The following is a 22,259-nucleotide window of genomic DNA, read 5'->3' as shown; positions in this document are numbered from 1 at the left end:
TCATATGAAACGTTCTGTACTGTTAGGTCTGTTCGTTACTGCCTCGATGATGGCGTCTGCTTCGTTCGCCGCCGACAAGCCCGCCGATTTGTGCGATGCCAATCTGCAAACCATCAACAACGCCAAGGCGCAGGCAATGGCCTCACCCGACCTGAATCAACGGGTAGAAGCCAGTGTGCAGAAGGCCCAGGCGCTCAAGGCCCAGGGCAAGATCGACGAATGCGTGGCTGAAACCCAGCAAACCATTCTGGAAATCCGCAAAACCAGCGGAACCAACAACTGATCGAAGCTCAGGCCAACCTTCGGGTTGGCCTTGTGAGCCGTTTGGCGTACACTGCGCAGGCTTGTTGCTCACAAGATCCACAGAGCACCAGGCTCGGGGCCGTTTAGGATTCGACGCCGGTTGCGAAACTCTAGGTGCATGCCGACTTGGTAACAGAAGTCGTAAATCCACTGTTGCAACTACTTATAGTTGCCAATGACGACCAATACGGTGCTGCTCTCGCTGCTTAATTGCAGCTGACATGCACTCCTGGTACCTTCGGGTCCAGCAATCATCAGGGGATGTCTGTAAACCCAAAATGATTGTCATATAGAACAGAATCGCCGTGCAGTACGTTGTGGACGAAGCGGCTAAAACTTACACAACTCGCCCAAAGCACCCTGCCCGTCGGGTCGCTGAGGGTTAACTTAATAGACACGGCTACGCATGTAGTACCGACAGCGGAGTACTGGCGGACGGGGGTTCAAATCCCCCCGGCTCCACCACTTCATCATCTAAAGACGTCCACGGACGTCTTTTTTTGTGCCTGAAATCCAGTAAACACGGGGGTTTCAGGGCTAGCGGGGGCTTTTGAGGATTTCTGAGTTCCAGGCGCTTTGGTATCCCAGGTGGTATCCCGGGCTGCCAAGTGCTACTTTCAGGATACCAAAACGGTGCTGGAGGTAGCCCCCATGCCTACTAACGCAACCCGCCTCTCCGATCGCCAGCTCAAGGCAGTCAAGGCAACTGGTAAAGACTTCGTCCTCAGCGACGGCGATGGCCTGCAGCTTCGAGTACGCGCCAGCGGCTCGATGATGTGGAATTTCAATTACCGCGAGCCGTTGACCAGAAGCCGTCTTAATATGGCGCTCGGTCCATACCCCGACCTCTCGCTAGCCAACGCCCGGAAGAAAGCCGCAGAGGCGCGTGAGTTGCTCGCTTTGGGCACTGATCCCAAAACCCAGCGTGATGAGGTAAGGCAAGCCAAACTTGCTGAGACTGAACACACTTTCGAGAAGGTGGCCACTGCCTGGTTCGAGCTGAAGAAAGACTCCGTAACCAAAGCCTACGCCGAAGACATTTGGAGATCGCTGACGCTCCATGTTTTCCCAAGCATGAAAACAACGCCGCTCTCTCAAATCACTGCTCCGATGGTTATCAAGATCCTTCGCCCAATCGAGGCCAAAGGGAGTCTCGAAACCGTGAAACGATTGAGCCAACGACTCAACGAGATCATGACCTACGGGGTCAACTCCGGGCTGATATTTGCGAATCCCCTCAATGGAATTCGGGCGGTATTCAAGAAACCCAAGAAAGAGAACATGGCTGCGCTACCACCTGAGGAGCTTCCCGAGCTCATGATGGAAATCGCGAACGCAAGTATCAAGCGCACGACCCGCTGCCTGATCGAATGGCAGCTGCACACGATGACCCGCCCTGCCGAAGCAGCCACCACGCGATGGGCAGATATCGACTTCGACAAGCGCATTTGGACCATTCCGCCAGAGCGCATGAAAAAGCGTCGGCCGCATACAATCCCTCTCACCGATCAGGCACTTTCGTTGCTGGCGATGCTCAAGCAACTCAGCGGTAACAAAGAGTACGTGTTCCCCTCAGATAGAAACCCCCGCACCCATGCCAATAGCCAGACCGCCAACATGGCGTTGAAGCGCATGGGTTTTCAGGACCGTCTAGTCAGCCACGGCTTGCGCTCGATGGCGAGCACCATCCTGAATGAGCATGGCTGGGATCCGGAACTGATCGAGGTCGCGCTGGCGCATGTCGACAAGGACGAAGTTCGTAGCGCCTACAACCGGACGGATTACATCGAACGCCGGCGTCCGATGATGGCTTGGTGGAGTGAACATATCCAGAAGGCGGCCACCGGCAGCCTGTCGGCATCGGCTATCAATCAAACCAGGGACCGTAACGTGGTGCCGATACGCTGAGCATCACCGGCGACAATCCATGCCATCGGTGTCGTGGGGCATGTGACAAAAATGACGACTGTCGATAAATCTCTCGCATGGCTGCGCTTCTTCAGCCAAGCCCCTGAATATGGGAAGGCTCCGCATTCCCATATTCAGGGGCTCACGCTTAAAGGTCTATCAGGCAACCACGACTTTGCCTTTCTGCGGCGGATCAACCCTGCTGTTAAGTCGTAGTAGTAGACGGTCGCTGGTGCAGAGCAACGCAGATAGTGCTCCAAAAACCATCTCACATGTTTTTCCCTCCAAGACCAGGGAGTCGCGCAACCCCAGCGCTCACGAATCACCTCGTGCATCCTTTCTGCTTGCCTGACGTGCCGCTGTCGTGTGGCATACGCACCTTTGAGCACGGGACTGAGAAACAACTCCATATCGAACTCGGCCGTCATCGCCGACCTCCGATGTAGGCACTCACCACATCAATGCGGTTATGGCCGAGCTCGTGGCTGATCTGTTGACGGGCGTGCTGATCAAGCTCTCGATCTTCTCGGTGACCACGACCGCCATTAACGGTTGCAGGAAAGCCAGTCAGTTGTGCGTAGCGCTCACACGCGTATGCCGCTCGCAGCTCATGAAAGCCTTTTAATCCACACTCATGCAGGAGGTCCCGTGCCGGCCGCACGACTTTTTGTATGAAGTCTTTGTAGCTTTCATCGGGCGCCAACAAATTCCGACTGCCACTGGGTGAGACCTCACTGACTCTGTCCAGCGCCTCTCGGACTTGATCCGTGACCATAATCCAACGCGGCGCAGATGCGCCTGATCGACCGCCTTTGGTGCCATCCTGGATGTTGATCTTGCCCAGTCGATGCGCCTCTCGTTGCAGCCGTGGCAGGTCTGCCAAAATCGCTTCACGCAAGCGCATACCAGTCTCCCGGGAAAGGACCACAATGGCACTCACCCTCGATTGCTCACGCTCCGACAGCGCTTGCGCAATCAGCCTGACCTGCACACGGTCTTGGCCTTGCGGTGCCTCACTACGAACGCTTGAACGCTGTAGGCCCAGCGCCTTACTCGGACTCGGGATTTTGACGTACTGATCACCGCGCAGCGCGGCCAACGTGCGGTTGACGCTGGACAAGCGGTTTTGCGCGGTGGCGATGCTGACGTTACCCTGATCAACCTGCTCCCGCACATAAGTGGCGTACCGCATGAGGATGTCACGGTCGATCTGTCGCGCGTCATTCAGCCTCGGCCCTTCATCGGATCGACACCAATTCACGAAGGCCTGCCACCGATCGCTATGGGCTTTGACGGTAGCAAAATGGCCGGCGCCAAACAGATCTTTCAAGGCTTGCGGTCCGGCATAGCTGAGCTGACGACCGAAGCCGAAATTGCGCCCAACTCGCTTACCGATGCGAGCCATTTTTCTGCTCCTGATCGACTGCCACGAGCTCACGCAAGAGGGCTCGCCAGTGTGCACTCACAATAGCGAACTGGGCCCAATCAGTCGGGCGAAAACACAACGTGTTTTCGGCGACGTAGAGATGCGCGCCTTCCTCTTTCAACCACTGAATGATGGCTGTCGTCGAGGTGATAGTTTTACGGAGGGTGGCGACATCGGCGACACCGGCGACAACCCTTACCTCGTCTGGCCTTGAGCGTGGTGACAAAGTGGCGACACTCGCGGCGACAAACCGCACTTTCGGTTCCTTTTGGCGCTGAGCCAGATGGTTACGCAGCGCTTCATCAAGATTGAACATGGCGCACCTCGAAGGTTTGACCATCGGTGATCAACCACTGATGATCAATCAACTCCACCAGCAGCTTGGCGGCATGACGGCTGCTCTTGCGGGCAAAGCGGGGACCGTTGCGATTCAGCTCTCGAATACTGAAGCGCTTCCAATCCTTGACCTGCAGCCAGCGCAGCAGGCGGTCCGCCTCCTCCTTTACCCTGCATACCGATTCCTGCTCGGTCAGGCGCTGGATCTCGGTGAGGTAGTAGCCGACTAAAGCGGAGGCCCGTTGGATATGATCGACCTCCACCATGCCGCTCTCCTCCACAACTGCCAGGATGCCGGCGATTCGGAGCAGGTTATCGGCGGCCTTCGATCCGCTAGGCCGTACGCTGGCCAGCTCCCCAAACTCACCCAACTGGGCTTCGATGGCATCATGCAGATCAATCCAACGACGGCGGGCCAACGGACTGAGGGTCAGCGGTGACAGCTGCAGAGCACCGTCAGCGGAAAGTGACCAAGGCTTATGAAACAGGGCCGAAAGGCGGTGGTGATATCGCTTTAGTACGGCGTCTTTCGACAAGTCGACAGCCTGATAGCTACGTTGTCCAGCCAGGCTGGTGGGCCAGGTCATCAGGCAGCGTCCGAGGATGCCTTGCCCCTGCAGCAACGGATCACTGAGTAACTGCATGGCCAAGTACGGTTGCAACATCAGGTGCAGGCTCACGCGTCGGTCATAGGCTCGCAGGCTTTCACCTGCCATGGAGCGCGCGCGGTCAATCGGGCTACCGTCCCAGAGTGACGACAAGGTCGTGACCGCTTTCAAGCGGTTGTCCCGACTCATGGTGCTGCTACCGAGGAACTGCCCTCCTTCATCGCAGAACAACCCCATGCTCGGCAGGTCATGGCAGAGCCCTTTGATCAGCGCCTCGATAGTTGGGTCCGTAGTAATCAGCCTGGGTGCAGAGGGCTCCGCTTCGAGCAGTACGCCGTTTGTGGGGACGGAATCGGCAGGGTTGATACGCTGCGCCTGTCGCTGTGCGGCACGGTACCGAGTGAGTTGTTCGCGGTAGCGCTGCCACTGTTCACGCTCCCATTGCCGTGCAGGCAGCAATGCACATCGGTCTGCCGCCGTCTTGCGATCACCGGACGCGGCAACAGTGATCAGGTACAGCGACAGGGGATAATTTCTACCGTCGAGATGTAAGGCCGCATGACCTTGGGTGGCGAGCGCCGAGGCGGCCAACACCGACTGCGCGGCCAGTGCCTGGGGCACGCCGATGACCTCGGCCATGCGCTCCACTGCAGGCCCAAGAATTCCACCCAGTGCCTGGACTGGATAAGGCTCGGCCACGGGATTCGACTCGATTAACGGTCGAGGGGATCGTGGTAGTTCAGGCTTCGGATCTAACTGCTGCATGGGTCCTCTCCTCGGTGATTGCTGGTTGTCCTCACGTACTCCCGCCACGGCTGTTGAGTGTTATCAGGGATCAAGGCCCCTGCGGCCTGTGAGGTGTTCACTGACGCGGAACGAACGGCTCCTTACGACCGGGAGCGAGGGCATGAACCCATGAATCTGGCCTCCTTAGTCGCATCCGAAGATGCGGGCGGGTGGAGGTTGTGCCGACTGACGAGTTCGGCACCTGGAGATCCTGAGCAGGAGAAGGCAACGACATGGACACCTGGGGCATGCCTGACTGTCAGTCAGGTACAGCCTTTCCAAAGGCTGCGGCACCGGTGCCTGTGTCGATGCGGATGGCGACGAATCAGATTTGTCAGGCCGATTGTCACGAGGAGAGTTGCGGCAATGCCATGTAAGACATGGCTTGCAGCAGTGGTACGAGCGCCCGTCTCTTTCCAGGAGAAAGAGACGGGCGCGGATTGGCGCAGCGAATTGAGCCGAGAGGTGAGGTTGCTGCAGCGCAGCGGGGTAGGTCCATCGTCTGCCGCAGTGGGCAGATCAGTCGAGTAGGCATCCATCACTCCTGGGGAGTGATCGTGCGAGCCGCCGGACGCTAATCGCACTTTGGGAGAACCACCACGCAAGTGGCGTAGCCTTAAAGGTTCTGGCTACCTGGGCAGGTGCTGTCAACGACAGCGATCCGTGCGCCAATTTTTATACCCACTCAAAAAGGCGGTCAAGCGTCACGGCTAATGCGCTCAGAAAGTGGCGACTGTCGCCACTTCTGTCGCCACGTTCCAGGTCACGTTCTACGTGTGTTGTCGCCGGCGTCGCCGCTGTCGCCACACCTACATTCATGCCTCCACGAAAAGATCCGCTTTGACACTGAAACGGCGCTGCGCCCGATAGAGATCGTGGTAATTACTGAAGGGTAAAAGAAGGCGTGGCGCCAATCAGATATCCAAATGAGACGGCGGAACAAGGTGGCTTCGAGAAAAAGCGAGTGAACCCTCCGATCGGCGCGATCAAAGATCGCTGAATCGGAGGGTTTAGCGGGAAAAGCAAAGTTTCAAACGGATGCGGCGGCTTCACGAATCCCAACAAGGCTATCTCGCCCAACTCGAGATCAACCTGACGAAACAAGCACACGCTCGACGAAAATATGGCAATTCGCTATCGTTCCAATCTATAGTACCTGAAATTTCGATGCCTAATCTTTACGCTAAGGAACCTATGGACAGGTTACGATTTGATCTCAACTTTATATTCAGGATATTGCTGACCTTTAATGCTACGTCGCTTCTGGTCATCATTTATCTCGTTCAAAAAGGTCTTACGCTGGCACATTTCTTTCCTGGCCTTCCTTGGTTAGACAAAACACCTAATGCCGTATCTTATGCCTTATACCTTTTGGTTCCGATCCTTCTCACTGGAGTGAGTCTTCGCCTCAGTTCTTTTTTAGGAAAGGACGAGTTCAAACAAGGGCAGGTGGAAAGTATCGAGCACGCGAACAATAGCTTTTTACCCAGCTACTTGGGGTATTTCTTCGTGGCGCTTAGCGTGAGCAACTGGGAAACACTATTCTTTGTATATGGGGTCCTCTTCATTTTTACGTTCAGGTCACAGGCATTGTATTTCAACCCCTTATTTTTGCTGTATGGGTATGAATTCTACAATATAACCACAACATCCAAGGCCTCCATATTCCTCATCAGTCGCGAGAGATACAAGGTTCCCAGTGATATCGCCATTGCCAAGGCCTTCAGAATAAATAATTACACATTTATTGAACGAGAATGAACATATGGATCATGTATTAGTAAAAGTAAAAAAACTGCGCAAAAAGCCAATCTTCAAGTTAATTTCCGATTACACGCTATTCCCGAAATTGGAGATTGATCCCGCCGCGTGCATTCCTTACAACCCTGATCATAATTTGGATGAGGAGTGTTGGTTTAAGGTTGAAAAATTTTCTGAGCAAGCCTACTGCGCTGAAATTCTCACATCGGATTTCGATGCAAAAGACTACGACGACCTACCTAAGGGTAAATTTCCGGAAATCTCTCATATCTGTGCGCTTCAGAGCGATGATTTCTACTTTCAGAAAGTCACGCCTTCGCTGTTTCTGCGCCGAAAGACCTTCGTCTTCGGTGAGGTGGCAGAGGTTGAAGATGATCGACTGAGGTTGGTGATCAATGCTCAACCGGATGCGGTATATTTCTCCGCACTAGACGTGCTAATTTTCAAAAATCTGGCGACAATTTCCAGTATTTTTCCGGGCATCGATGAGCTTTATAAAGAGGCAACCCAAGAAGAGGTTAAGCAATTCCTCGACGAGCCATTTATTACGCTCAGCAATGAATTTTATGCCGATAAAGTGTCAAAGCCAAACCGAAAACGAATTGCATTGGCTATGGCTACGTTGGCAGCGTTACCCGAGCAAGACAAGGAAGGTATGCTTTCCTACATTGATGGCTATTGCGGCGAAAGTTTGAAATTTAACAAAGATTCGGGAATGTTTGACATTTCTACGGACAACGACCTAAAAATGCTCATCTATGGAATAGAGCAGCGGTTCTACACCACCCAATTTGGACAAGAAAAACGTTTGGCAAACTCTGTCCAAGCATTGGGATAGTACTTTATGGGCTGGATAGCGACGACCTGGCCTCAGCCGTCGCTTATCCAAGCCAGATATTGGTCTGCTCTTCCATCTCGAGGGCATCGCTTACGTCAATTCACAGATACCTGACAGGCACCGCTTCTACGCGCGGCAATTTATGCGGATGGAACAAAACGACGCACGTAAGGATTAGAAGCTCCCGCTTTCCGGGGTTACCACGCTGCGTGTCAGCCAATACTGGCAGCATGCCTCCAGCCCGATCTGGTAAAGTCCACGGCACGCCATAGGGACATAGCCAGCCATGGACAAGAAATCACTCTCCGAGCGGGACATCTGCAGCAAGTACATCGCCCCAGCCGTTCAGCAAGCTGGATGGGATATGCACAAGCAGGTGCGCGAGGAAGTCAGCTTTACCAAAGGCCGCATCATCGTCCGGGGTAAGCTGCACAGCCGCGGCGAAGCACGCCGCGCAGACTTCATCCTCTACCACCAGGCCAACTTGCCTATCGCTGTAATTGAGGCGAAGGACAACAAGCACTCAGTTGGCTCCGGCATGCAGCAAGCCCTGGGCTATGCAGAGGCGCTGGACGTACCGTTCGTGTTCTCCAGTAATGGCGATGGTTTCCTGTTTCACGACCGCAGTGGCACAGGCAGCCAAGTAGAAACCGAACTCACCCTCGATCAATTCCCCAGCCCCACCGAACTTTGGCACCGCTACTGCCAGTGGAAGGGGCTGGATACAACAGCCCAACACAAGATCGAAGCGCCCTACTACGACGACGGCTCCGGGCGCATGCCGCGCTATTACCAGATGAATGCCATCAACCGCACCGTCGAAGCTGTAGCGCGTGGCCAAGACCGTATCTTACTAGTGATGGCCACGGGCACCGGTAAGACCTACACCGCCTTCCAAATCATCTGGCGGCTGTGGAAATCGAAACAGAAGAAACGGATCCTGTTCCTGGCTGACCGCAACATCCTGGTCGACCAGACCAAGAACAACGACTTCAAGCCTTTCGGCCAGGCGATGACCAAGATCGCCAAACGTCAGATCGATACCTCCTACGAGATCTACCTGTCGCTCTATCAGGCCGTCACCGGCACCGATGAAGAGATGAACATCTACAAGCAGTTCTCCCGCGACTTCTTCGACCTGATCGTGATCGACGAATGCCACCGTGGCAGCGCCTCCGAGGATTCCGCCTGGCGTGAAATCCTCGACTACTTTTCCAGCGCTACCCATGTCGGCCTCACCGCCACACCGAAGGAAACCAAGGAAGTATCCAGCATCACTTACTTCGGTGAACCGATTTACAGCTACACCTTGAAGCAAGGCATCGAAGACGGCTTTCTCGCTCCCTACAAAGTGGTGCGTATCGACTTCGATAAAGACCTGCAAGGCTGGCGGCCACCCAAAGGTATGCTCGATAAGAATGGCGAGCTGATCGAAGACCGCATCTACAACCTCAAGGACATGGACCGCACCCTGGTTATAGAGGCGCGGACCCAACTGGTGGCGCAGAAGGTTACCGAACTCCTCAAGGCCACCGATCCGTTTCAGAAAACCATCGTCTTCTGCGACGACATCAACCACGCCGAGCGCATGCGCCAAGCACTCGTCAACCTCAACCCCGAGCGTGTGGCCGAAAACCGCAAATACGTCATGCGTATCACCGGCGATGACCAGGAAGGCAAGGCCGAGCTGGATAACTTCATCAACCCAGAAGAGCGCTACCCGGTCATTGCCACCACCAGCAAGCTGATGACCACGGGCGTCGACGCTCAGACCTGCAAGCTGATCGTGCTCGATCAGCACATCAAATCGATGACCGAGTTCAAACAAATCATCGGTCGCGGCACTCGCATCAACGAAGACTACGGCAAGTACTGGTTCACCATCATGGACTTCAAAAAGGCTACCGAACTGTTTGCCGACCCTGCCTTCGACGGCGACCCGGTGGTGATCTACGCACCCGACGGTGACGACGCCCCCGTACCGCCAGACGATCCGCTTGCCGATGAGGACTGCATCATCGCAGGCGAAGCTAACGATAGTGATGGCCTGGAATTCACTGGCGAGGATGAAGGCAAAAAACGCATCAAGTACGTCATCGACAACGTCCCGATTTACGTCATAGCCGAGCGTGTGCAGTACTACGGCCCGGATGGCCGACTGATCACCGAATCGCTGCACGACTACACCCGCACCTGCGTACAAAAGCAGTTCGCCTCGCTGGATGACTTCCTCCGGCGCTGGAGTGATTCCGAGCAAAAGAAAGTCATCATCGAGGAGATGGCCGTCCAGGGTGTGATGTGGGAAGCCCTAGCCGAAGAAGTTGAAAAGAAACAGGGCAAACCGCTCGATCCGTTCGACCTTATCTGCCACGTCGCCTTCGATCAGCCTGCCCTATCACGCCGCGAGCGCGCCGAGCAGGTGAAAAAGCGCAACTACTTCGCCAAGTATTCCGGCGCAACCCGCCAGGTGCTGGAGGCCCTGTTGGATAAATACGCCGATACCGGCATCGAGCATATAGAGGACATCAAAATCCTTCAGCTTGACCCTTTTAGCCAGTTCGGTGCGCCCATCGAGCTGGTCAAAGCCTTTGGCGGCAAGGCTGGCTACAACAAGGCTATCCACGAACTGGAAGACGAACTTTACGCAAGCTAAGGGCTAAGCACCGACGACATGCCAAAGCAGCAGTCCACACTATCCGGTAGAATTTCGCCCCCTTGCGGCACGCGTTGAGAGAACTTCATGTCCATTAGCTCCACCATCAAGTCCATCCAGGACATCATGCGCAAAGACGTTGGCGTAGACGGCGACGCCCAGCGCATTGGCCAGTTGGTTTGGCTGCTGTTCCTGAAAATCTTCGATGACCGTGAGTTGGAATGGGAGCTAATGGACGATAACTACCGCTCTCCTATTCCCGAGAGCTGCCGCTGGCGTAGCTGGGCCGCCGATCCGGAAGGCATGACCGGCGATGCACTGAAGGACTTTATCGACAACAACCTATTCCCCCAGTTGCAGAACCTGCACGAGTACAGCAACACGCCCTCAGCCTTTGTGGTGCGCAGCGTGTTTGAAGACGCCTACAACTACATGAAGTCTGGGCAGTTGCTGCGCCAGGTGATCAACAAGATTCAGGACGGCGTGGACTTCAACAAAGCCCAAGAGCGCCACGAGTTCGGCAATCTCTATGAGCAACTGCTACGAGACCTACAGAACGCAGGTAATGCTGGCGAGTTCTACACACCGCGCCCAGTCACCGAGTTTATGGTGCGCATGGTCGATCCGAAGTTGGACGAAAAGGTCATGGACCCGGCCTGCGGCACCGGTGGTTTTCTCACTTGCGCCATCGAACACAAACGCAGCCGCTATGTAAAAACCGCCGAAGACGAACGCACCCTGCAGGCCAGCATTTTCGGCGTGGAGAAAAAGCCGCTACCGCACCTGCTGGCTACCACCAACATGATCCTGCACGGCATCGAGGTGCCGAACCAGATTCGCCACGACAACACCCTGAGCAAACCGCTAATCAGTTGGGGACCGAGTGAACGCGTGCACTGCATCGTCGCCAATCCGCCGTTCGGTGGCATGGAAGAAGACGGCATCGAAACCAACTTCCCTGCGGCCTTCCGCACTCGTGAGACCGCAGACCTGTTTTTGGTGCTGATCATGCAGCTGCTCAAAGATGGTGGCCGCGCCGCCGTGGTGCTTCCCGATGGCTTTCTGTTTGGCGAAGGCACCAAAAGCCGTATCAAGGAAAAGCTGCTCACGGAATGCAACCTGCATACCATCATTCGCCTGCCCAACGGCGTTTTCAACCCCTATACCGGTATCAAGACCAACCTGCTGTTTTTCACCAAGGGCGCACCGACTAAACAGGTATGGTTCTACGAACACCAGTACCCGGCCGGCGTTAAGAACTACTCCAAAACGCGCCCCATGCGTATCGAAGAGTTTGCGGTGGAAGAAGCCTGGTGGGGCAACGAGGCCGATGGCTTTGCCGCACGGGTAGAGCACGAATTTGCCTGGAAGGTCAGCGTCGAAGAGCTACAAGCGCGCAACTGGAACCTGGATTGCAAAAACCCGCATATCGGCGAGCGGATCAGCCACGACCCGGACGAGCTGCTACGCAACTACGCAGCTCTGCAAGACGAAATCAGCGACCTGCGTGATCAGCTCAAAGCGGTACTGGCCGAAGCGCTGGAGCGTCAGGCATGACCACGTTGCTCACGGACAACCTTCCGCTTCTGGCCGGTGCGCCGAATGGCATTAAGAAGCTGCGCGAGCTGATTCTGGAACTGGCGGTGCGCGGCAAGTTGGTGCCGCAAGATCCAAGTGATGAGCCGGCCAGTGAGTTACTAAAGCGGATCGCGGCGGAGAAGGCGCGATTGGTGACTGAGGGGAAGCTCAAGAAGCAGAAGCCGCTGGCTGAGATTGCTAATGAGGAAAGGCCGTTTGAGCTACCGGCAGGATGGGAGTGGTCCCAGCTTGGGCGGATTTCTAGTGATGTTCAATATGGCTTCACTGCATCCGCTGATCACCAAAGCGGAGAGCCCTTACTTCTCAGGATCACAGACATACAAAATGATGGGGTCAACTGGAATACCGTTCCTGGGTGTGATATTTCTCCGAGCGAAATTACCGGTTATGAGTTGAAAGATGGCGATATCGTTATTGCTCGAACAGGAGGGACCATTGGTAAGTCGTATCTTGTTTCAGGGCTTACCCATTCAGCTGTGTTTGCCTCATATCTGATCCGAATTGGCCGCCTTGACGCTATATTCCCTAACTTCACGAAGGTATTTTTGGGTTCTCAGTTTTATTGGAAGCAGCTTTATGCCAACTCAATGGGCACCGGGCAACCAAATGTAAACGGAACTGCGCTAAAAGGGCTGTTAATCCCGCTCGCCCCCATGGAGGGAACAACACCGCATCGTCGCTAAAGTCGATGAGCTGATGACCCTGTGCGACCGAATGGAAGCCCAGCAGGCCGACTCCGAAAGCGCCCACGCCCAACTGGTACAAGTGCTGCTCGACAGCCTGACCCAAGCCAGCGACGCTACCGACTTCGCCACCAACTGGCAGTGCCTGGCCGAACATTTCCACTCCCTGTTCACCACCGAACCCAGCATCGACCTCCTCAAACAAACCCTGATGCAACTTGCCGTGATGGGCAAATTGGTGCCGCAAGATCCCAACGATGAGTCGGCGAGTGAGTTTGTAAAACGTATCCAAGCCGAAAAACAAAGCTATCTAGCCAAATCGAAGGCTCGTAAGCAAAAGGATCTGGCTGCCGATTTGCAACCGGAACCGCCTTTTGACGTCCCTGCCGGCTGGGAATGGCAAACCATTGATGATGTTTTACATGTGACCGGCGGGGTCACACTTGGACGAAAACTTGGCGGCCGCAAACTGTTATCCAAACCCTACCTCCGCGTGGCGAATGTCCAGCGTGGACGCTTGGAGATGGAGCGGATTAAGGAAGTCGAAGTTCCAGAAGACGAAGTCGAAAAGTACCTACTTCGGAACGGTGACCTGCTGATTACAGAAGGTGGTGATTGGGACAAAGTCGGGCGTACAGCAATTTGGCGTGATGAGTTGCCTGAATGCCTTCACCAAAACCATGTTTTCCGGGCGCGTGCAGTGGTAACAGATTGGGAGCCACGCTGGGCAGAGATGTATCTGAATTCTGCCTCAGCAAGAGAGTATTTCGCTGGTTCGTCAAAGCAGACTACAAACCTTGCTTCCATCAATATGACTCAACTTCGAGCATGCGCTTTCCCGCTACCGCCGCTCGGAGAACAACAGCGCATCGTCGCCAAAGTCGACCAACTAATGGCCCTCTGCGACCAACTCAAAACCCGCCTAACCCAGGCCCGTCAGTTGAACGCACAGTTGGCCAGCACCCTGGTCGAACGCTCCCTCGCCGAAGATAGCCAGCAGGGGCCCATAGCCACGGATCGGCAAGTAGCCCGCACCCTCCTCGCCGCAGAAGTCACCCATCGGCTGCATAGTCAACGCACCTTCGGCCAACGCAAGCTGCAGAAGGTGATCTACTTGGCCGAACACGTAGCGAGGCTCAACGCTATCCAAGGTGACTACCTGCGCGACGCTGCCGGCCCCCACGACCGTCAGTTGATGAATAAAGTCGAAAGCGAGCTACAAAACCATCGGTGGTATGAGCGCATCGAGCGCGAGACTGTTGGCCATGCCTACCGCCCACTGTCCCAGGCTGGGCAGCATCAGCAGGCGTATAGCAGCGCTTGGTCTGTCGCTGAGCGCGCCACCGTTGACCAAGTCATTGAGCTAATGCGGGACTGGGATACTGATCGTTGCGAAATGACTGTGACGCTCTATGCCGCCTGGAACGACTTTATTCTCGAAGGTCGCCCGGTTACCGATGAAGCCATCGTGGACGAAGTCATGCATAGCTGGAACAACACCAAGCTGCGCTTTGGCAAAACCGAATGGTTGGCGGTACTCGCAGAGATGAAAAAACACAAAATCCTAATGCCCACCGGCTTTGGCAAGCGCACCAAAGGCGGCATGCTCAGCTTGCCCGGCTTCGAGTAACAGATGATCCTTTTGGCCGTCCTTTGCAAGATACGGAAACGAAGCCTATTGCTCATTCCAGCTTCTCTCGGTATTCCAATCGGTATTCCAAAGAAATTTACAAACTCACATTAAGCAATTAAATCAAATACCTAAAAATCCAATTCAGATTACCCCGGCTCATCGACAAGGCCAACCAAGTGCGGGTTTTGTTGCATATGGTGGATTGATACGCGAAGAACGAGCCCCCCCCTACCAAAGTCCTAGGAAATTTCCCGCAACCCGCGTCGACTTTCATGAACTGGTTCAAGATGCTTCCAAACGCTAGTCTTCGCGCTCCGCTGCAACCCGGCAGATGGTTTACCAAAGGGATTCGCCGGGAGCCTGAAACCATGGAGCCTCGTCATGAAAAAAGACAACCCAAGCCTGCCTGATCAAACACCGCCTCACGAAACCGAATCGAAAGAACCGGCTGTGCTTGCCCAGCCTCAGGAATACGTGAGAAAGCCGCGTCGAACCCTACCTTTCAACGAGATTTTCTCCGTGCGCACCGACGTGGACACGGCCACCCTGCTGACCCATGCCTGCGAAACCCTGGCGGCGCTCAACATGGTGACGACCAACATTGCCGATGATTTCACGGGCTCTCAGCGCAGCCGGTTGCTGGCGATCCGGCAGCTGTCGATCATGACCGAAATGCTGGTCAATCGGGCCGTGGAGAACCTGGATCCGGTGAATCTGGTGCCCCGTACGACGGCGCCTGTCGTGCACTGAAAAACGACCGCTCGCCGATGACGCAAGTCGTTCATCGACATGAACTTTTCTTCACCCCGGCGGCGGTGATGGCCGTGTACATTGCCCTCGCTCATTCAAGAAACTACGGTTCGCCCGCGCTCCTGCGGGCTTTTTTTTTGCCTGCGATTTGTCTGGCAGGCGATAGACGCAGGTGTCCTGCTCGCCGTGCTGCTCCGATTGCCGGGCCCCTGGGTGGATCCTGATCAACACAAACCCGACAGCCTCGGCCAGACGCCGGCTTCTCGCATTGGCAGAGGACGCGGTCAGGTAAAAGGTGAATTCAGGAAGGTTGTTGAGCAGGTGAGTGAGGGCGTCGCGCATGTAGCCCTTGCCCGATTGCTCGGTGTTGGCCCAATAACCGACGACGTAACGGTTGCGTGAGCGGGGCTTGAGTCCGATGCAACCGATCAGCGCTTGCCCGTCCTCGGTCACGATCAGCCATCGTCGCTCGCCGGTTTCGCTGTTGAACTCTTTTCGGGCCTTCAGCAGGAATTCGAGCGCCTGTTCCGCGTTGGTGTACTCACGCGGCCAGGGCAGAAACTCCGAATGATCGGGGAAGCTGGCGTTCAGTGCCTGCTGAAACAACGAGTAAAACGCCGGATCCGCCGGTATCAGTCGCAGCGACTGCTCCCCCGCCTTGAATGCCCATTCCATCATGTCCTCCTTGAACGACGCATCTCATAACCGGATGTGAAATGAATCAGCGAAATTTATAGTGCTCTGCGCTCGGCTATCCAGTTGTGTTTTCCGTCCGGCCGGACAATTCTGTCAATCATTCCCTGCCACCGGAGCACCCGATGCCGCTGCTGACCCTGCCCTGTCAACGCCTCACGCTCGCGGTACTCGACCCGGATCAAGCGACGCTGGAAAGCGCGTTCTACCAGCGCAATCAACGCCATCTCGCGCCGTGGTCACCGATTCGCACCACCGACTATTTCTCCACCGAACAGATCCGCCGACGCCTTGAAATACAGGCCAGCGCCTTCGAAGCCGGGCTGGCGGTGCATATGGCGTTGCTGACCCCGGACGGCGCGCAGATGATCGGGGCCTGCAATTTCAGCGGGATCATTCGCGGTGCGTTTCAGGCGTGTTATCTGGGTTATCACATCGACGAGGCACATCAGGGCAAGGGGTTGATGCAGGAAGCGCTGGAGGCGGCCATCGCCTATATGTTCGAGACCCAGAACCTGCACCGGATCATGGCCAATTACATTCCCGGCAATGAACGCAGCGCCCGGTTGCTGGAGCGCCTCGGGTTCGAGCGTGAAGGCTATGCCAAGGCGTACCTGAACATTGCCGGGCGCTGGCAGGATCATGTGCTGACGGCGCGGGTCAATCCGCGTTTCGAAACGTCGGAGCAACGCTGGTCACGACCGCTGTCCTGACGTTCACAAATTATTAAGGATTGGCCGCGTAAGCTCGGGTTTCCGCTCACTTCCGGTTGCCTGAACCCATGTCGCGTGCCGCCTCTTCCCTGCTTCTGCTTGCCGCTCTGCTGTTCTTTTTCGCCCTTGGCAACCATCAACTGCAAGGCTCCACCGAGGCCCGGGTTGCGGGCATTGCGATGGAAATGCACCTGGACAACGACTGGGTGACACCGCGCCTGTTCGGCGAGCCTTTCCTTGAAAAACCGCCCCTGAGCCTGTGGCTGGACGCCGGCGCCCTGCGCGTTTTTGGCGTCTCACCCTGGGCAGTGCGACTGGCGTCGGCGGTGGCCGGGTTGCTCAGCGTGATGCTGCTGTACGCCATGTTGCGCCGCTTCGAACGCCCGAAGGCCATCGCCTGGACGGCGGGGATTCTGCTGGCGACCATGGCCAGTTACTGGAGCAACGTGCGCGGGGTCGGCGAGGATGCGTTGCTCGCCCTCGGCGTGACCACGGCACTGTTGGCGTTCTTCCAGGCACAACGAGAATCAACCTTCGGCAATTCGTTGCTGTTTGCCGTCGGGATTGCCATCGCCACGCTGAGCAAAGGCGTGCTCGGCCTGGCGATGCCGGGTGTGGTGATTTTCGCTTTTCTGCTGGCCGACAACCTGATGGACAAGCGCTTCAAACTGACGGACTGGCTGCGTCCGGGTTTGCTGACCCTTGTCGGCCTGATCCCGTTGATGATCTGGCTCGCCGTGCTCTATCAACGCGGTGGCGTCCAAGCGGTCAGCGAAGTGTTGCTGACCAACAGCGTAGGACGTTTCAGCGGATCGTTCGTCGAAGCTGGGCACTACGAGCCGTTTTACTACTACCTCGCCAAGCTGCCGCAGGCATTTCTGCCCTGGAACATTCTGGTGTACCTGGGCTTGTGGCATTTTCGCAAGGATCTGAAGGCCAACCGTTACCTGCTGTTTTTCAGCCTGTGGATCATCGCGCAGTTCATCCTGCTGACCCTGGCCTCAAGCAAACGCACGGTGTACCTGATGTCGATGACACCCGCAGCGGCAGTGATAGCAGCGGAATATGCGGGCGTGCTGTTCGACAGGTTGAAGGATCACAAGAACGGTTTTGTCGGACGCATCGCCCGTCACCGTCAGACACTGGCGGCGGGGATACTGACGATTGTCATCGCCAGCTATCTAGGTGCCGCGCAATGGGCACTGCCGAACGCCGATAAGCACCTGTCGTTCCTGCCGCTGACCGAACACATCCAGTCGCTGCAAGCGAGCGGCAGTCAGGTCGCACTGTTTCAAGCCAACGAACGCGTCGGCGGCGCCAGCGTGTTCTATACCCGCAGCGTCCTCAAGGGCCTGGATACCGATGCACAGCTACGGGATTTTCTCAGTGCATCGCCATCGAACATCGCCGTGATATCGGGAGACAGCGAACCCGCCGCCCCGCTGAAAGTCCAAAAGACCATGATGGTCGGGCGTCAGGCGTATTACTTCGTGGGCTATTGAAGTCACGACAGCACAAACGAAAAACCCGCCGGTGATGGCGGGTTTTTCATTTCAGCGGCGAGGACTTAGAGAGAAGCCTCAGGCTGTGCGCCGAACACCTTCCGCTCTCGCTTGCTCAACACCAGCAATTCCAGACGAGCCCGTCCATAGAACGCCAACGCCGTCAGCAAACACGCCAGCCACACGAAGATCCCGGCCCAGAATGTGTGGGACATGTAGTGCCAGCCCTGTAGGACCCGCGTGGTGCCGTAGACAAAACCGAGCAGCAGCGAGCCCCACAGCAATGCGCTGGAAAAGCGCCACTGGTAACGACGCGCCACGAAATACAGCGCCAGCATGGTGAAGCCACCCGAGGCATGACCGCCCGGCCAGCAACGCCCTTCACCCGCTTCGTGGAACAGCTGGAAATTGTTGTACCACTCGATGTGCGGCATCTTTCCGCCGTACAGCGTGGTTTCGATCGGGCAGTAAACGCTGGTGTGCGCCTTGAGGAAATGGATCACCCCGGTGCAGACCGCGAAAGCCACCACCACAAACAGAAAATCCCTACGGTGATCGGCGGCAAAGCGCAGCACCGGCGCGACTTTGCAGCGCTCGAGAAAACCGCCCAGACGCGGATGTTTCTGCGGTTTCACCAGCGGCCAGACAAACGACAGCATGGCGCCGATCAAGGCGATTTCCGCCGTCCAGTTCGGAATGATCCGCGCCCACTTGTGGGTCAGTTTTTCGAAGAAGTGGATCTTGTCGAGCGGGAACGTGTTGGTCAGCGGATCGAACAGCAAATTGCTGAAGGCGATGTCGATGTTGGTCATGTCGAACATCAGAAAAACCACGGCTGCGCAGAGCAGCGGGATGCCGAAGTTGTAAGCATAAAAGCGGGATTTCATTGGGTGGTCACCGTGCGCCAGTCGGAGGCTTCAATGAAGCCGAGCATCTGTGGGGCCGCCGGGCTGGCGGCGGAAACAAACAGCGATGCGCCGTAACCGAGAGTCGAGGCCGGCACCTTGAGGTCTTTTTCCAGCTGCGCCATGCATTCGCTGTGGGTTACCAGAATCAGGTTGCGTCCCGGGACTTTGTGCGCGAGCGCGTCCTGCAGCATCCGGCCCTTGCAACTGATCAGCCAGTCTTCGCCGGTCGCCGCCTTGTTGAACATGTAGCCGGCGGTCTGCACCGTGCGCACCATCGGGCTGTTGTAGACGTCGGCCTTGTCCAGACCCAACTGCTCGAACTGCGCGCCGACGCTCACCGCAACACTGCGCGAACGATCGGTGATGCCATCATTGCCACTCAAGCACGGGGCTTTCGAGTGGTCGCAGCGCTCGACATGGCGCACCAGCACGATGATTTCGCCTTTGTTCCAGCCGTCCTTCAGCGCCTGTGCCCCGGCCACGTTGCCGTGGGCAAGGTCAGGCACCGCCGCCGGGGCGAGCAGCCACAGGGTCAGCGGAATCACCAGCGCCGACGCCGCCAAGACCACCCAGGTGTTTCGAAAACGGGCCAGACCGCTCAGATCAATCGAGCGCTTGACGCCGAACAGACTCAGTCTCAATTCCACAAAAAGCCGCCATCACGTGTCATTCGATGCGGCGAGGTTAGAGAGCACGGCGTGGGCAGCCAGTGAAACCCATGTGAAAAAAGTCTTGTGAGTGCCTGTTACAAATTCCGTAGGACAAAAACCTTTCAGCTCTCGGATTTGCGGCCGATACAGTCCTGCTTACACCCTTGCTGGCGCAAAAAAACAACAATCTTCCAGCCTGACCGACGATCAAGACGCACAACGTTTTTCTGGAGGATTTTTGATGAATAGCTGGTTCGGCAACATCAGCGTGAACCTGAAACTGGGGCTCGGATTCGGCCTCGTCCTGGCCCTGACCTGCATCCTGGCGCTCACTGGCTGGACCAGCCTGGGCGGCCTGATTGACCGTAGCAACTGGATGAGCGACATCACCCAGCTCAACGCTGGCCTGACTAAACTGCGCGTGGTGCGCCTGCAATACATGCTGACCAACGGCGACGAAACCGCCGCGCAGAACGTGCAGACCACCCTCGACGGTTTTGCCGCGCAACAGCAAAAGCTGATCGGCAGCTTCAAGAGCCCCGAGAACGTCAAACTGCTCAAGGAGCAGGCGGCGACCATCGCCGAATACCAGACGTCTCTGAACAAGATGCGCAACGCCTACCGCACCGGCAACACGGCGCGCGACACCATGGCCGCCAATGCCGAGACCGCTTACAACCTGATCCAGTCGATCAGCACCCGCGTCCAGCAGATGGACATGAGCGAGCAGCGTTTCGAGCAATTCCAGGCCGTCACCGCCGCCAAGGAAGCCTTCATCCTGGCGCGCTACGAAGTGCGCGGCTACACCGCCACTGCCAACGCCGAGACCGAGCAGAAAGCCGTCGGCCAACTGGACGCCGCCATCGCCAGCCTCAAACAGCTGAATGTGCATTTCGCCAGCAGCCAACAAGACGCCCTGCGTCAGCTGGAAACTGCACTGACCAACTACCGCAGCGCCTTGCAGGCCTTCAAGAACGCCAACACCGATGCGGTGCAGGCGCGCAAGGAAATGACCGACCAGGGCAACCTGATCGTATCGCTGAGCGAGCAGCTGTATCAGATCCAGCTCGACCGTCGTGACGCCGAAAGCGCCCAGGCCCGCACGCTGCAACTGATCAGCACGCTGCTGGCCTTGCTGGTGGGTGTCATCGCCGCGTTCATCATCACCCGTCAGATCACCCGTCCGCTGCAGGAAACCATGGCCGTGGTCGACCGCATCGCCAGCGGCGACCTGAGCCACAACGTGATCGTCACCCGCCGCGACGAACTCGGCGTGCTGCAACAAGGCATCGCGCGCATGGGCGTGACCCTGCGCGACCTGATCAGCGGCATCCGCGACGGCGTGACCCAGATCGCCAGCGCCGCCGAAGAACTGTCCGCCGTGACCGAACAGACCAGCGCCGGCGTGAACAGCCAGAAGGTCGAGACCGATCAGGTGGCCACTGCGATGCACGAAATGACTGCCACCGTGCAGGAAGTCGCGCGCAACGCCGAAGAAGCCTCGCAAGCCGCAGCCGCCGCTGACGGCGAAGCCCGCGAAGGCGACAAAGTGGTGAACGAAGCCATCGCCCAGATCGAGCGTCTGGCCAGCGAAGTGGTGCGTTCCACCGAAGCCATGAGCGTGCTGCAACAGGAAAGCGACAAGATCGGCAGCGTCATGGACGTGATCAAGGCCGTCGCCGAACAGACCAACCTGCTGGCCCTCAACGCCGCCATCGAAGCCGCCCGTGCCGGTGAAGCCGGTCGTGGTTTTGCCGTGGTCGCCGACGAAGTCCGTGGTCTGGCCCAGCGCACGCAGAAATCCACCGAGGAAATCGAAGGCCTGGTGGCCGGTCTGCAGAACGGCACTCAGCAAGTCTCGGCCGTGATGAACAACAGCCGCGCCCTGACCGACAGCAGCGTCGCCCTGACCCGCAAGGCCGGCGACTCCCTGGAAAACATCACCCGCACGGTGTCGAACATCCAGTCGATGAACCAGCAGATCGCCGCAGCCGCCGAACAACAAAGCGCCGTGGCCGAAGAAATCAGCCGCAGCATCATCAACGTCCGCGACGTGTCGGAACAGACGGCGGCGGCGAGTGATGAGACAGCCAAGTCCAGCGTTGAACTGGCGCGGTTGGGTGGGCAGTTGCAGCAGATGGTGAGTCATTTCCGCGTGTAAGCACTGCACACGAAAGCCGATGTACAAAGAAGGGCAGCTGAAAAGCTGCCCTTCTTTTTTTGCCCGGAAATTGTCAACTTCAGGAAGTGGATGACGCGTTCTGAAACGCAATTACACACGCTTGATCAGGGGTGTTTAAGGACACGCCGTGATACGTCCCGAAGCCCACAAAACCTTGCGCCGTTGCCTACGGCTACGCCAGAATCCGCCGGCTTGTGCGCCTTGGACTGGCTGCGTAATTTGATTGCGTCACTGATTTCCAGTGATCGAACTTAGCGGTTCGGAATGTCCCCTACGGTTGCACATGTCGAATCCAGTCAGGCGCCAGCCTGCACTTGATGGTGGCTG

At 56.7% G+C, this 22,259-nt stretch carries 18 protein-coding genes, 1 other RNA gene and 2 pseudogenes; 14 read left to right on the top strand and 7 right to left on the bottom strand.

Annotation, left to right across the window (positions count from 1 at the left end):
• The first annotated feature begins 4 nt into the window (after positions 1-4).
• From KJY40_RS04870 to KJY40_RS04860, 3 genes are all read left to right on the top strand, one after another.
• Positions 5-283: a hypothetical protein gene (locus KJY40_RS04870; RefSeq protein ID WP_007953788.1), complete on the top strand. Its 279-nt coding sequence runs from the start codon at positions 5-7 to the stop codon at positions 281-283.
• Between the two features lie 95 nt (positions 284-378).
• Positions 379-768: a transfer-messenger RNA gene (gene ssrA, locus KJY40_RS04865) on the top strand.
• Positions 769-954: 186 nt separating this feature from the next.
• The gene (locus KJY40_RS04860; RefSeq protein WP_230735343.1) at positions 955-2,211 is read left to right on the top strand and encodes an integrase domain-containing protein; all 1,257 of its coding nucleotides are present in this window, start codon (positions 955-957) and stop codon (positions 2,209-2,211) included.
• Between the two features lie 134 nt (positions 2,212-2,345).
• Here the strand turns inward: KJY40_RS04860 and KJY40_RS04855 are convergent, their stop codons facing one another.
• The 4 genes from KJY40_RS04855 to KJY40_RS04840 are packed head-to-tail and all read right to left on the bottom strand — an operon-like array spanning position 2,346 to position 5,346.
• Positions 2,346-2,639, bottom strand: a complete 294-nt coding sequence (locus KJY40_RS04855) for a hypothetical protein (RefSeq protein ID WP_230735340.1) — start codon at positions 2,637-2,639, stop codon at positions 2,346-2,348.
• Positions 2,636-3,616 (bottom strand): integrase domain-containing protein, encoded by a 981-nt coding sequence (locus tag KJY40_RS04850; RefSeq protein ID WP_230735338.1) that lies wholly within the window; start codon positions 3,614-3,616, stop codon positions 2,636-2,638. Before KJY40_RS04850 ends, KJY40_RS04855 begins: the two co-directional genes overlap by 4 nt.
• The gene (locus tag KJY40_RS04845; protein WP_230735336.1) at positions 3,600-3,953 is read right to left on the bottom strand and encodes a hypothetical protein; all 354 of its coding nucleotides are present in this window, start codon (positions 3,951-3,953) and stop codon (positions 3,600-3,602) included. Before KJY40_RS04845 ends, KJY40_RS04850 begins: the two co-directional genes overlap by 17 nt.
• Positions 3,940-5,346 carry a YfjI family protein gene (locus tag KJY40_RS04840; protein WP_230735334.1) on the bottom strand — a complete coding sequence of 469 codons (1,407 nt, stop codon included), beginning with the start codon at positions 5,344-5,346 and terminating at the stop codon, positions 3,940-3,942. Before KJY40_RS04840 ends, KJY40_RS04845 begins: the two co-directional genes overlap by 14 nt.
• 1,188 nt (positions 5,347-6,534) lie before the next feature.
• Here KJY40_RS04840 and KJY40_RS04835 point away from each other — a divergent pair.
• From KJY40_RS04835 to KJY40_RS04810, 7 genes and pseudogenes are all read left to right on the top strand, one after another.
• Positions 6,535-7,128, top strand: a complete 594-nt coding sequence (locus KJY40_RS04835) for a hypothetical protein (RefSeq protein ID WP_229636593.1) — start codon at positions 6,535-6,537, stop codon at positions 7,126-7,128.
• A 4-nt stretch (positions 7,129-7,132) separates the two neighbouring features.
• On the top strand, positions 7,133-7,966 hold the full coding sequence (locus KJY40_RS04830; RefSeq protein WP_230735332.1) for an ATP F0F1 synthase synthase: 834 nt from the start codon (positions 7,133-7,135) through the stop codon (positions 7,964-7,966).
• Between the two features lie 286 nt (positions 7,967-8,252).
• A complete protein-coding gene (hsdR, locus tag KJY40_RS04825) occupies positions 8,253-10,619 on the top strand; it encodes an EcoAI/FtnUII family type I restriction enzme subunit R (RefSeq protein ID WP_230735331.1) in 2,367 nt (788 codons plus the stop codon).
• An 87-nt stretch (positions 10,620-10,706) separates the two neighbouring features.
• Positions 10,707-12,176, top strand: a complete 1,470-nt coding sequence (locus KJY40_RS04820) for a type I restriction-modification system subunit M (RefSeq protein WP_230735329.1) — start codon at positions 10,707-10,709, stop codon at positions 12,174-12,176.
• Positions 12,173-12,457: pseudogene (locus KJY40_RS29695) on the top strand (restriction endonuclease subunit S); the annotation flags it as partial. The gene KJY40_RS04820 and the pseudogene KJY40_RS29695, both read left to right, overlap by 4 nt.
• Before the next feature lie 457 nt (positions 12,458-12,914).
• Positions 12,915-14,531 (top strand): restriction endonuclease subunit S, encoded by a 1,617-nt coding sequence (locus KJY40_RS04815; protein ID WP_407681986.1) that lies wholly within the window; start codon positions 12,915-12,917, stop codon positions 14,529-14,531.
• A 384-nt stretch (positions 14,532-14,915) separates the two neighbouring features.
• On the top strand, positions 14,916-15,284 hold the full coding sequence (locus tag KJY40_RS04810) for a DUF6124 family protein (protein WP_230735327.1): 369 nt from the start codon (positions 14,916-14,918) through the stop codon (positions 15,282-15,284).
• A 51-nt stretch (positions 15,285-15,335) separates the two neighbouring features.
• On the opposite strand, the gene KJY40_RS04805 is transcribed toward KJY40_RS04810, so the two are convergent.
• The gene (locus tag KJY40_RS04805; RefSeq protein WP_230735326.1) at positions 15,336-15,959 is read right to left on the bottom strand and encodes a GNAT family N-acetyltransferase; all 624 of its coding nucleotides are present in this window, start codon (positions 15,957-15,959) and stop codon (positions 15,336-15,338) included.
• Positions 15,960-16,102: 143 nt separating this feature from the next.
• Between KJY40_RS04805 and rimJ the strand changes: the two genes are divergently transcribed.
• Both rimJ and KJY40_RS04795 read left to right on the top strand, forming a co-directional pair.
• Positions 16,103-16,690, top strand: a complete 588-nt coding sequence (gene rimJ / locus KJY40_RS04800) for a ribosomal protein S5-alanine N-acetyltransferase (RefSeq protein WP_230735324.1) — start codon at positions 16,103-16,105, stop codon at positions 16,688-16,690.
• A 68-nt stretch (positions 16,691-16,758) separates the two neighbouring features.
• Entirely contained in the window at positions 16,759-18,192 is a 1,434-nt protein-coding gene (locus tag KJY40_RS04795; RefSeq protein ID WP_230735322.1) for an ArnT family glycosyltransferase, read from the top strand.
• A gap of 65 nt (positions 18,193-18,257) precedes the next feature.
• Here KJY40_RS04795 and KJY40_RS04790 read toward each other — a convergent pair whose 3' ends face one another.
• Positions 18,258-19,079 (bottom strand): phosphatase PAP2 family protein, encoded by an 822-nt coding sequence (locus tag KJY40_RS04790; protein ID WP_230735320.1) that lies wholly within the window; start codon positions 19,077-19,079, stop codon positions 18,258-18,260.
• Complete coding sequence (gene pmrG / locus KJY40_RS04785) at positions 19,076-19,747, bottom strand: lipopolysaccharide core heptose(II)-phosphate phosphatase PmrG (RefSeq protein ID WP_230735318.1); 672 nt, start codon at positions 19,745-19,747, stop codon at positions 19,076-19,078. The genes KJY40_RS04790 and pmrG overlap by 4 nt, the downstream gene beginning before the upstream one ends.
• A 244-nt stretch (positions 19,748-19,991) precedes the next feature.
• Between pmrG and KJY40_RS29690 the strand changes: the two are divergent.
• Together KJY40_RS29690 and KJY40_RS29685 are read left to right on the top strand one after the other, a co-directional pair.
• Positions 19,992-21,053: pseudogene (locus KJY40_RS29690) on the top strand (methyl-accepting chemotaxis protein); the annotation flags it as partial.
• The gene (locus KJY40_RS29685; RefSeq protein WP_371321019.1) at positions 21,048-21,911 is read left to right on the top strand and encodes a methyl-accepting chemotaxis protein; all 864 of its coding nucleotides are present in this window, start codon (positions 21,048-21,050) and stop codon (positions 21,909-21,911) included. The pseudogene KJY40_RS29690 and the gene KJY40_RS29685, both read left to right, overlap by 6 nt.
• Positions 21,912-22,259 lie beyond the last annotated feature (348 nt).

Origin of the sequence: Pseudomonas fitomaticsae, assembly GCF_021018765.1 — a bacterium.
Classification (GTDB): domain Bacteria; phylum Pseudomonadota; class Gammaproteobacteria; order Pseudomonadales; family Pseudomonadaceae; genus Aquipseudomonas; species Aquipseudomonas fitomaticsae.
The sequence above is the reverse complement of the archived record's forward strand: the minus strand, read 5'-3'. Positions and strand labels throughout refer to the sequence as shown.

Coding starts and splice junctions, on each gene's coding strand:
- hsdR (WP_230735331.1), top strand. CDS start 8,253: ATGGACAAGAAATCACTCTCCGAGCGGGACATCTGCAGCAAGTACATC.
- KJY40_RS04815 (WP_407681986.1), top strand. CDS start 12,915: ATGACCCTGTGCGACCGAATGGAAGCCCAGCAGGCCGACTCCGAAAGC.
- KJY40_RS04830 (WP_230735332.1), top strand. CDS start 7,133: ATGGATCATGTATTAGTAAAAGTAAAAAAACTGCGCAAAAAGCCAATC.
- KJY40_RS04855 (WP_230735340.1), bottom strand. CDS start 2,639: ATGACGGCCGAGTTCGATATGGAGTTGTTTCTCAGTCCCGTGCTCAAA.
- KJY40_RS04840 (WP_230735334.1), bottom strand. CDS start 5,346: ATGCAGCAGTTAGATCCGAAGCCTGAACTACCACGATCCCCTCGACCG.
- rimJ (WP_230735324.1), top strand. CDS start 16,103: ATGCCGCTGCTGACCCTGCCCTGTCAACGCCTCACGCTCGCGGTACTC.
- KJY40_RS04795 (WP_230735322.1), top strand. CDS start 16,759: ATGTCGCGTGCCGCCTCTTCCCTGCTTCTGCTTGCCGCTCTGCTGTTC.
- KJY40_RS04810 (WP_230735327.1), top strand. CDS start 14,916: ATGAAAAAAGACAACCCAAGCCTGCCTGATCAAACACCGCCTCACGAA.
- KJY40_RS04835 (WP_229636593.1), top strand. CDS start 6,535: ATGCCTAATCTTTACGCTAAGGAACCTATGGACAGGTTACGATTTGAT.
- KJY40_RS04805 (WP_230735326.1), bottom strand. CDS start 15,959: ATGGAATGGGCATTCAAGGCGGGGGAGCAGTCGCTGCGACTGATACCG.
- KJY40_RS04845 (WP_230735336.1), bottom strand. CDS start 3,953: ATGTTCAATCTTGATGAAGCGCTGCGTAACCATCTGGCTCAGCGCCAA.
- KJY40_RS04820 (WP_230735329.1), top strand. CDS start 10,707: ATGTCCATTAGCTCCACCATCAAGTCCATCCAGGACATCATGCGCAAA.
- KJY40_RS04850 (WP_230735338.1), bottom strand. CDS start 3,616: ATGGCTCGCATCGGTAAGCGAGTTGGGCGCAATTTCGGCTTCGGTCGT.
- KJY40_RS04790 (WP_230735320.1), bottom strand. CDS start 19,079: ATGAAATCCCGCTTTTATGCTTACAACTTCGGCATCCCGCTGCTCTGC.
- KJY40_RS29685 (WP_371321019.1), top strand. CDS start 21,048: ATGGGCGTGACCCTGCGCGACCTGATCAGCGGCATCCGCGACGGCGTG.
- KJY40_RS04870 (WP_007953788.1), top strand. CDS start 5: ATGAAACGTTCTGTACTGTTAGGTCTGTTCGTTACTGCCTCGATGATG.
- KJY40_RS04860 (WP_230735343.1), top strand. CDS start 955: ATGCCTACTAACGCAACCCGCCTCTCCGATCGCCAGCTCAAGGCAGTC.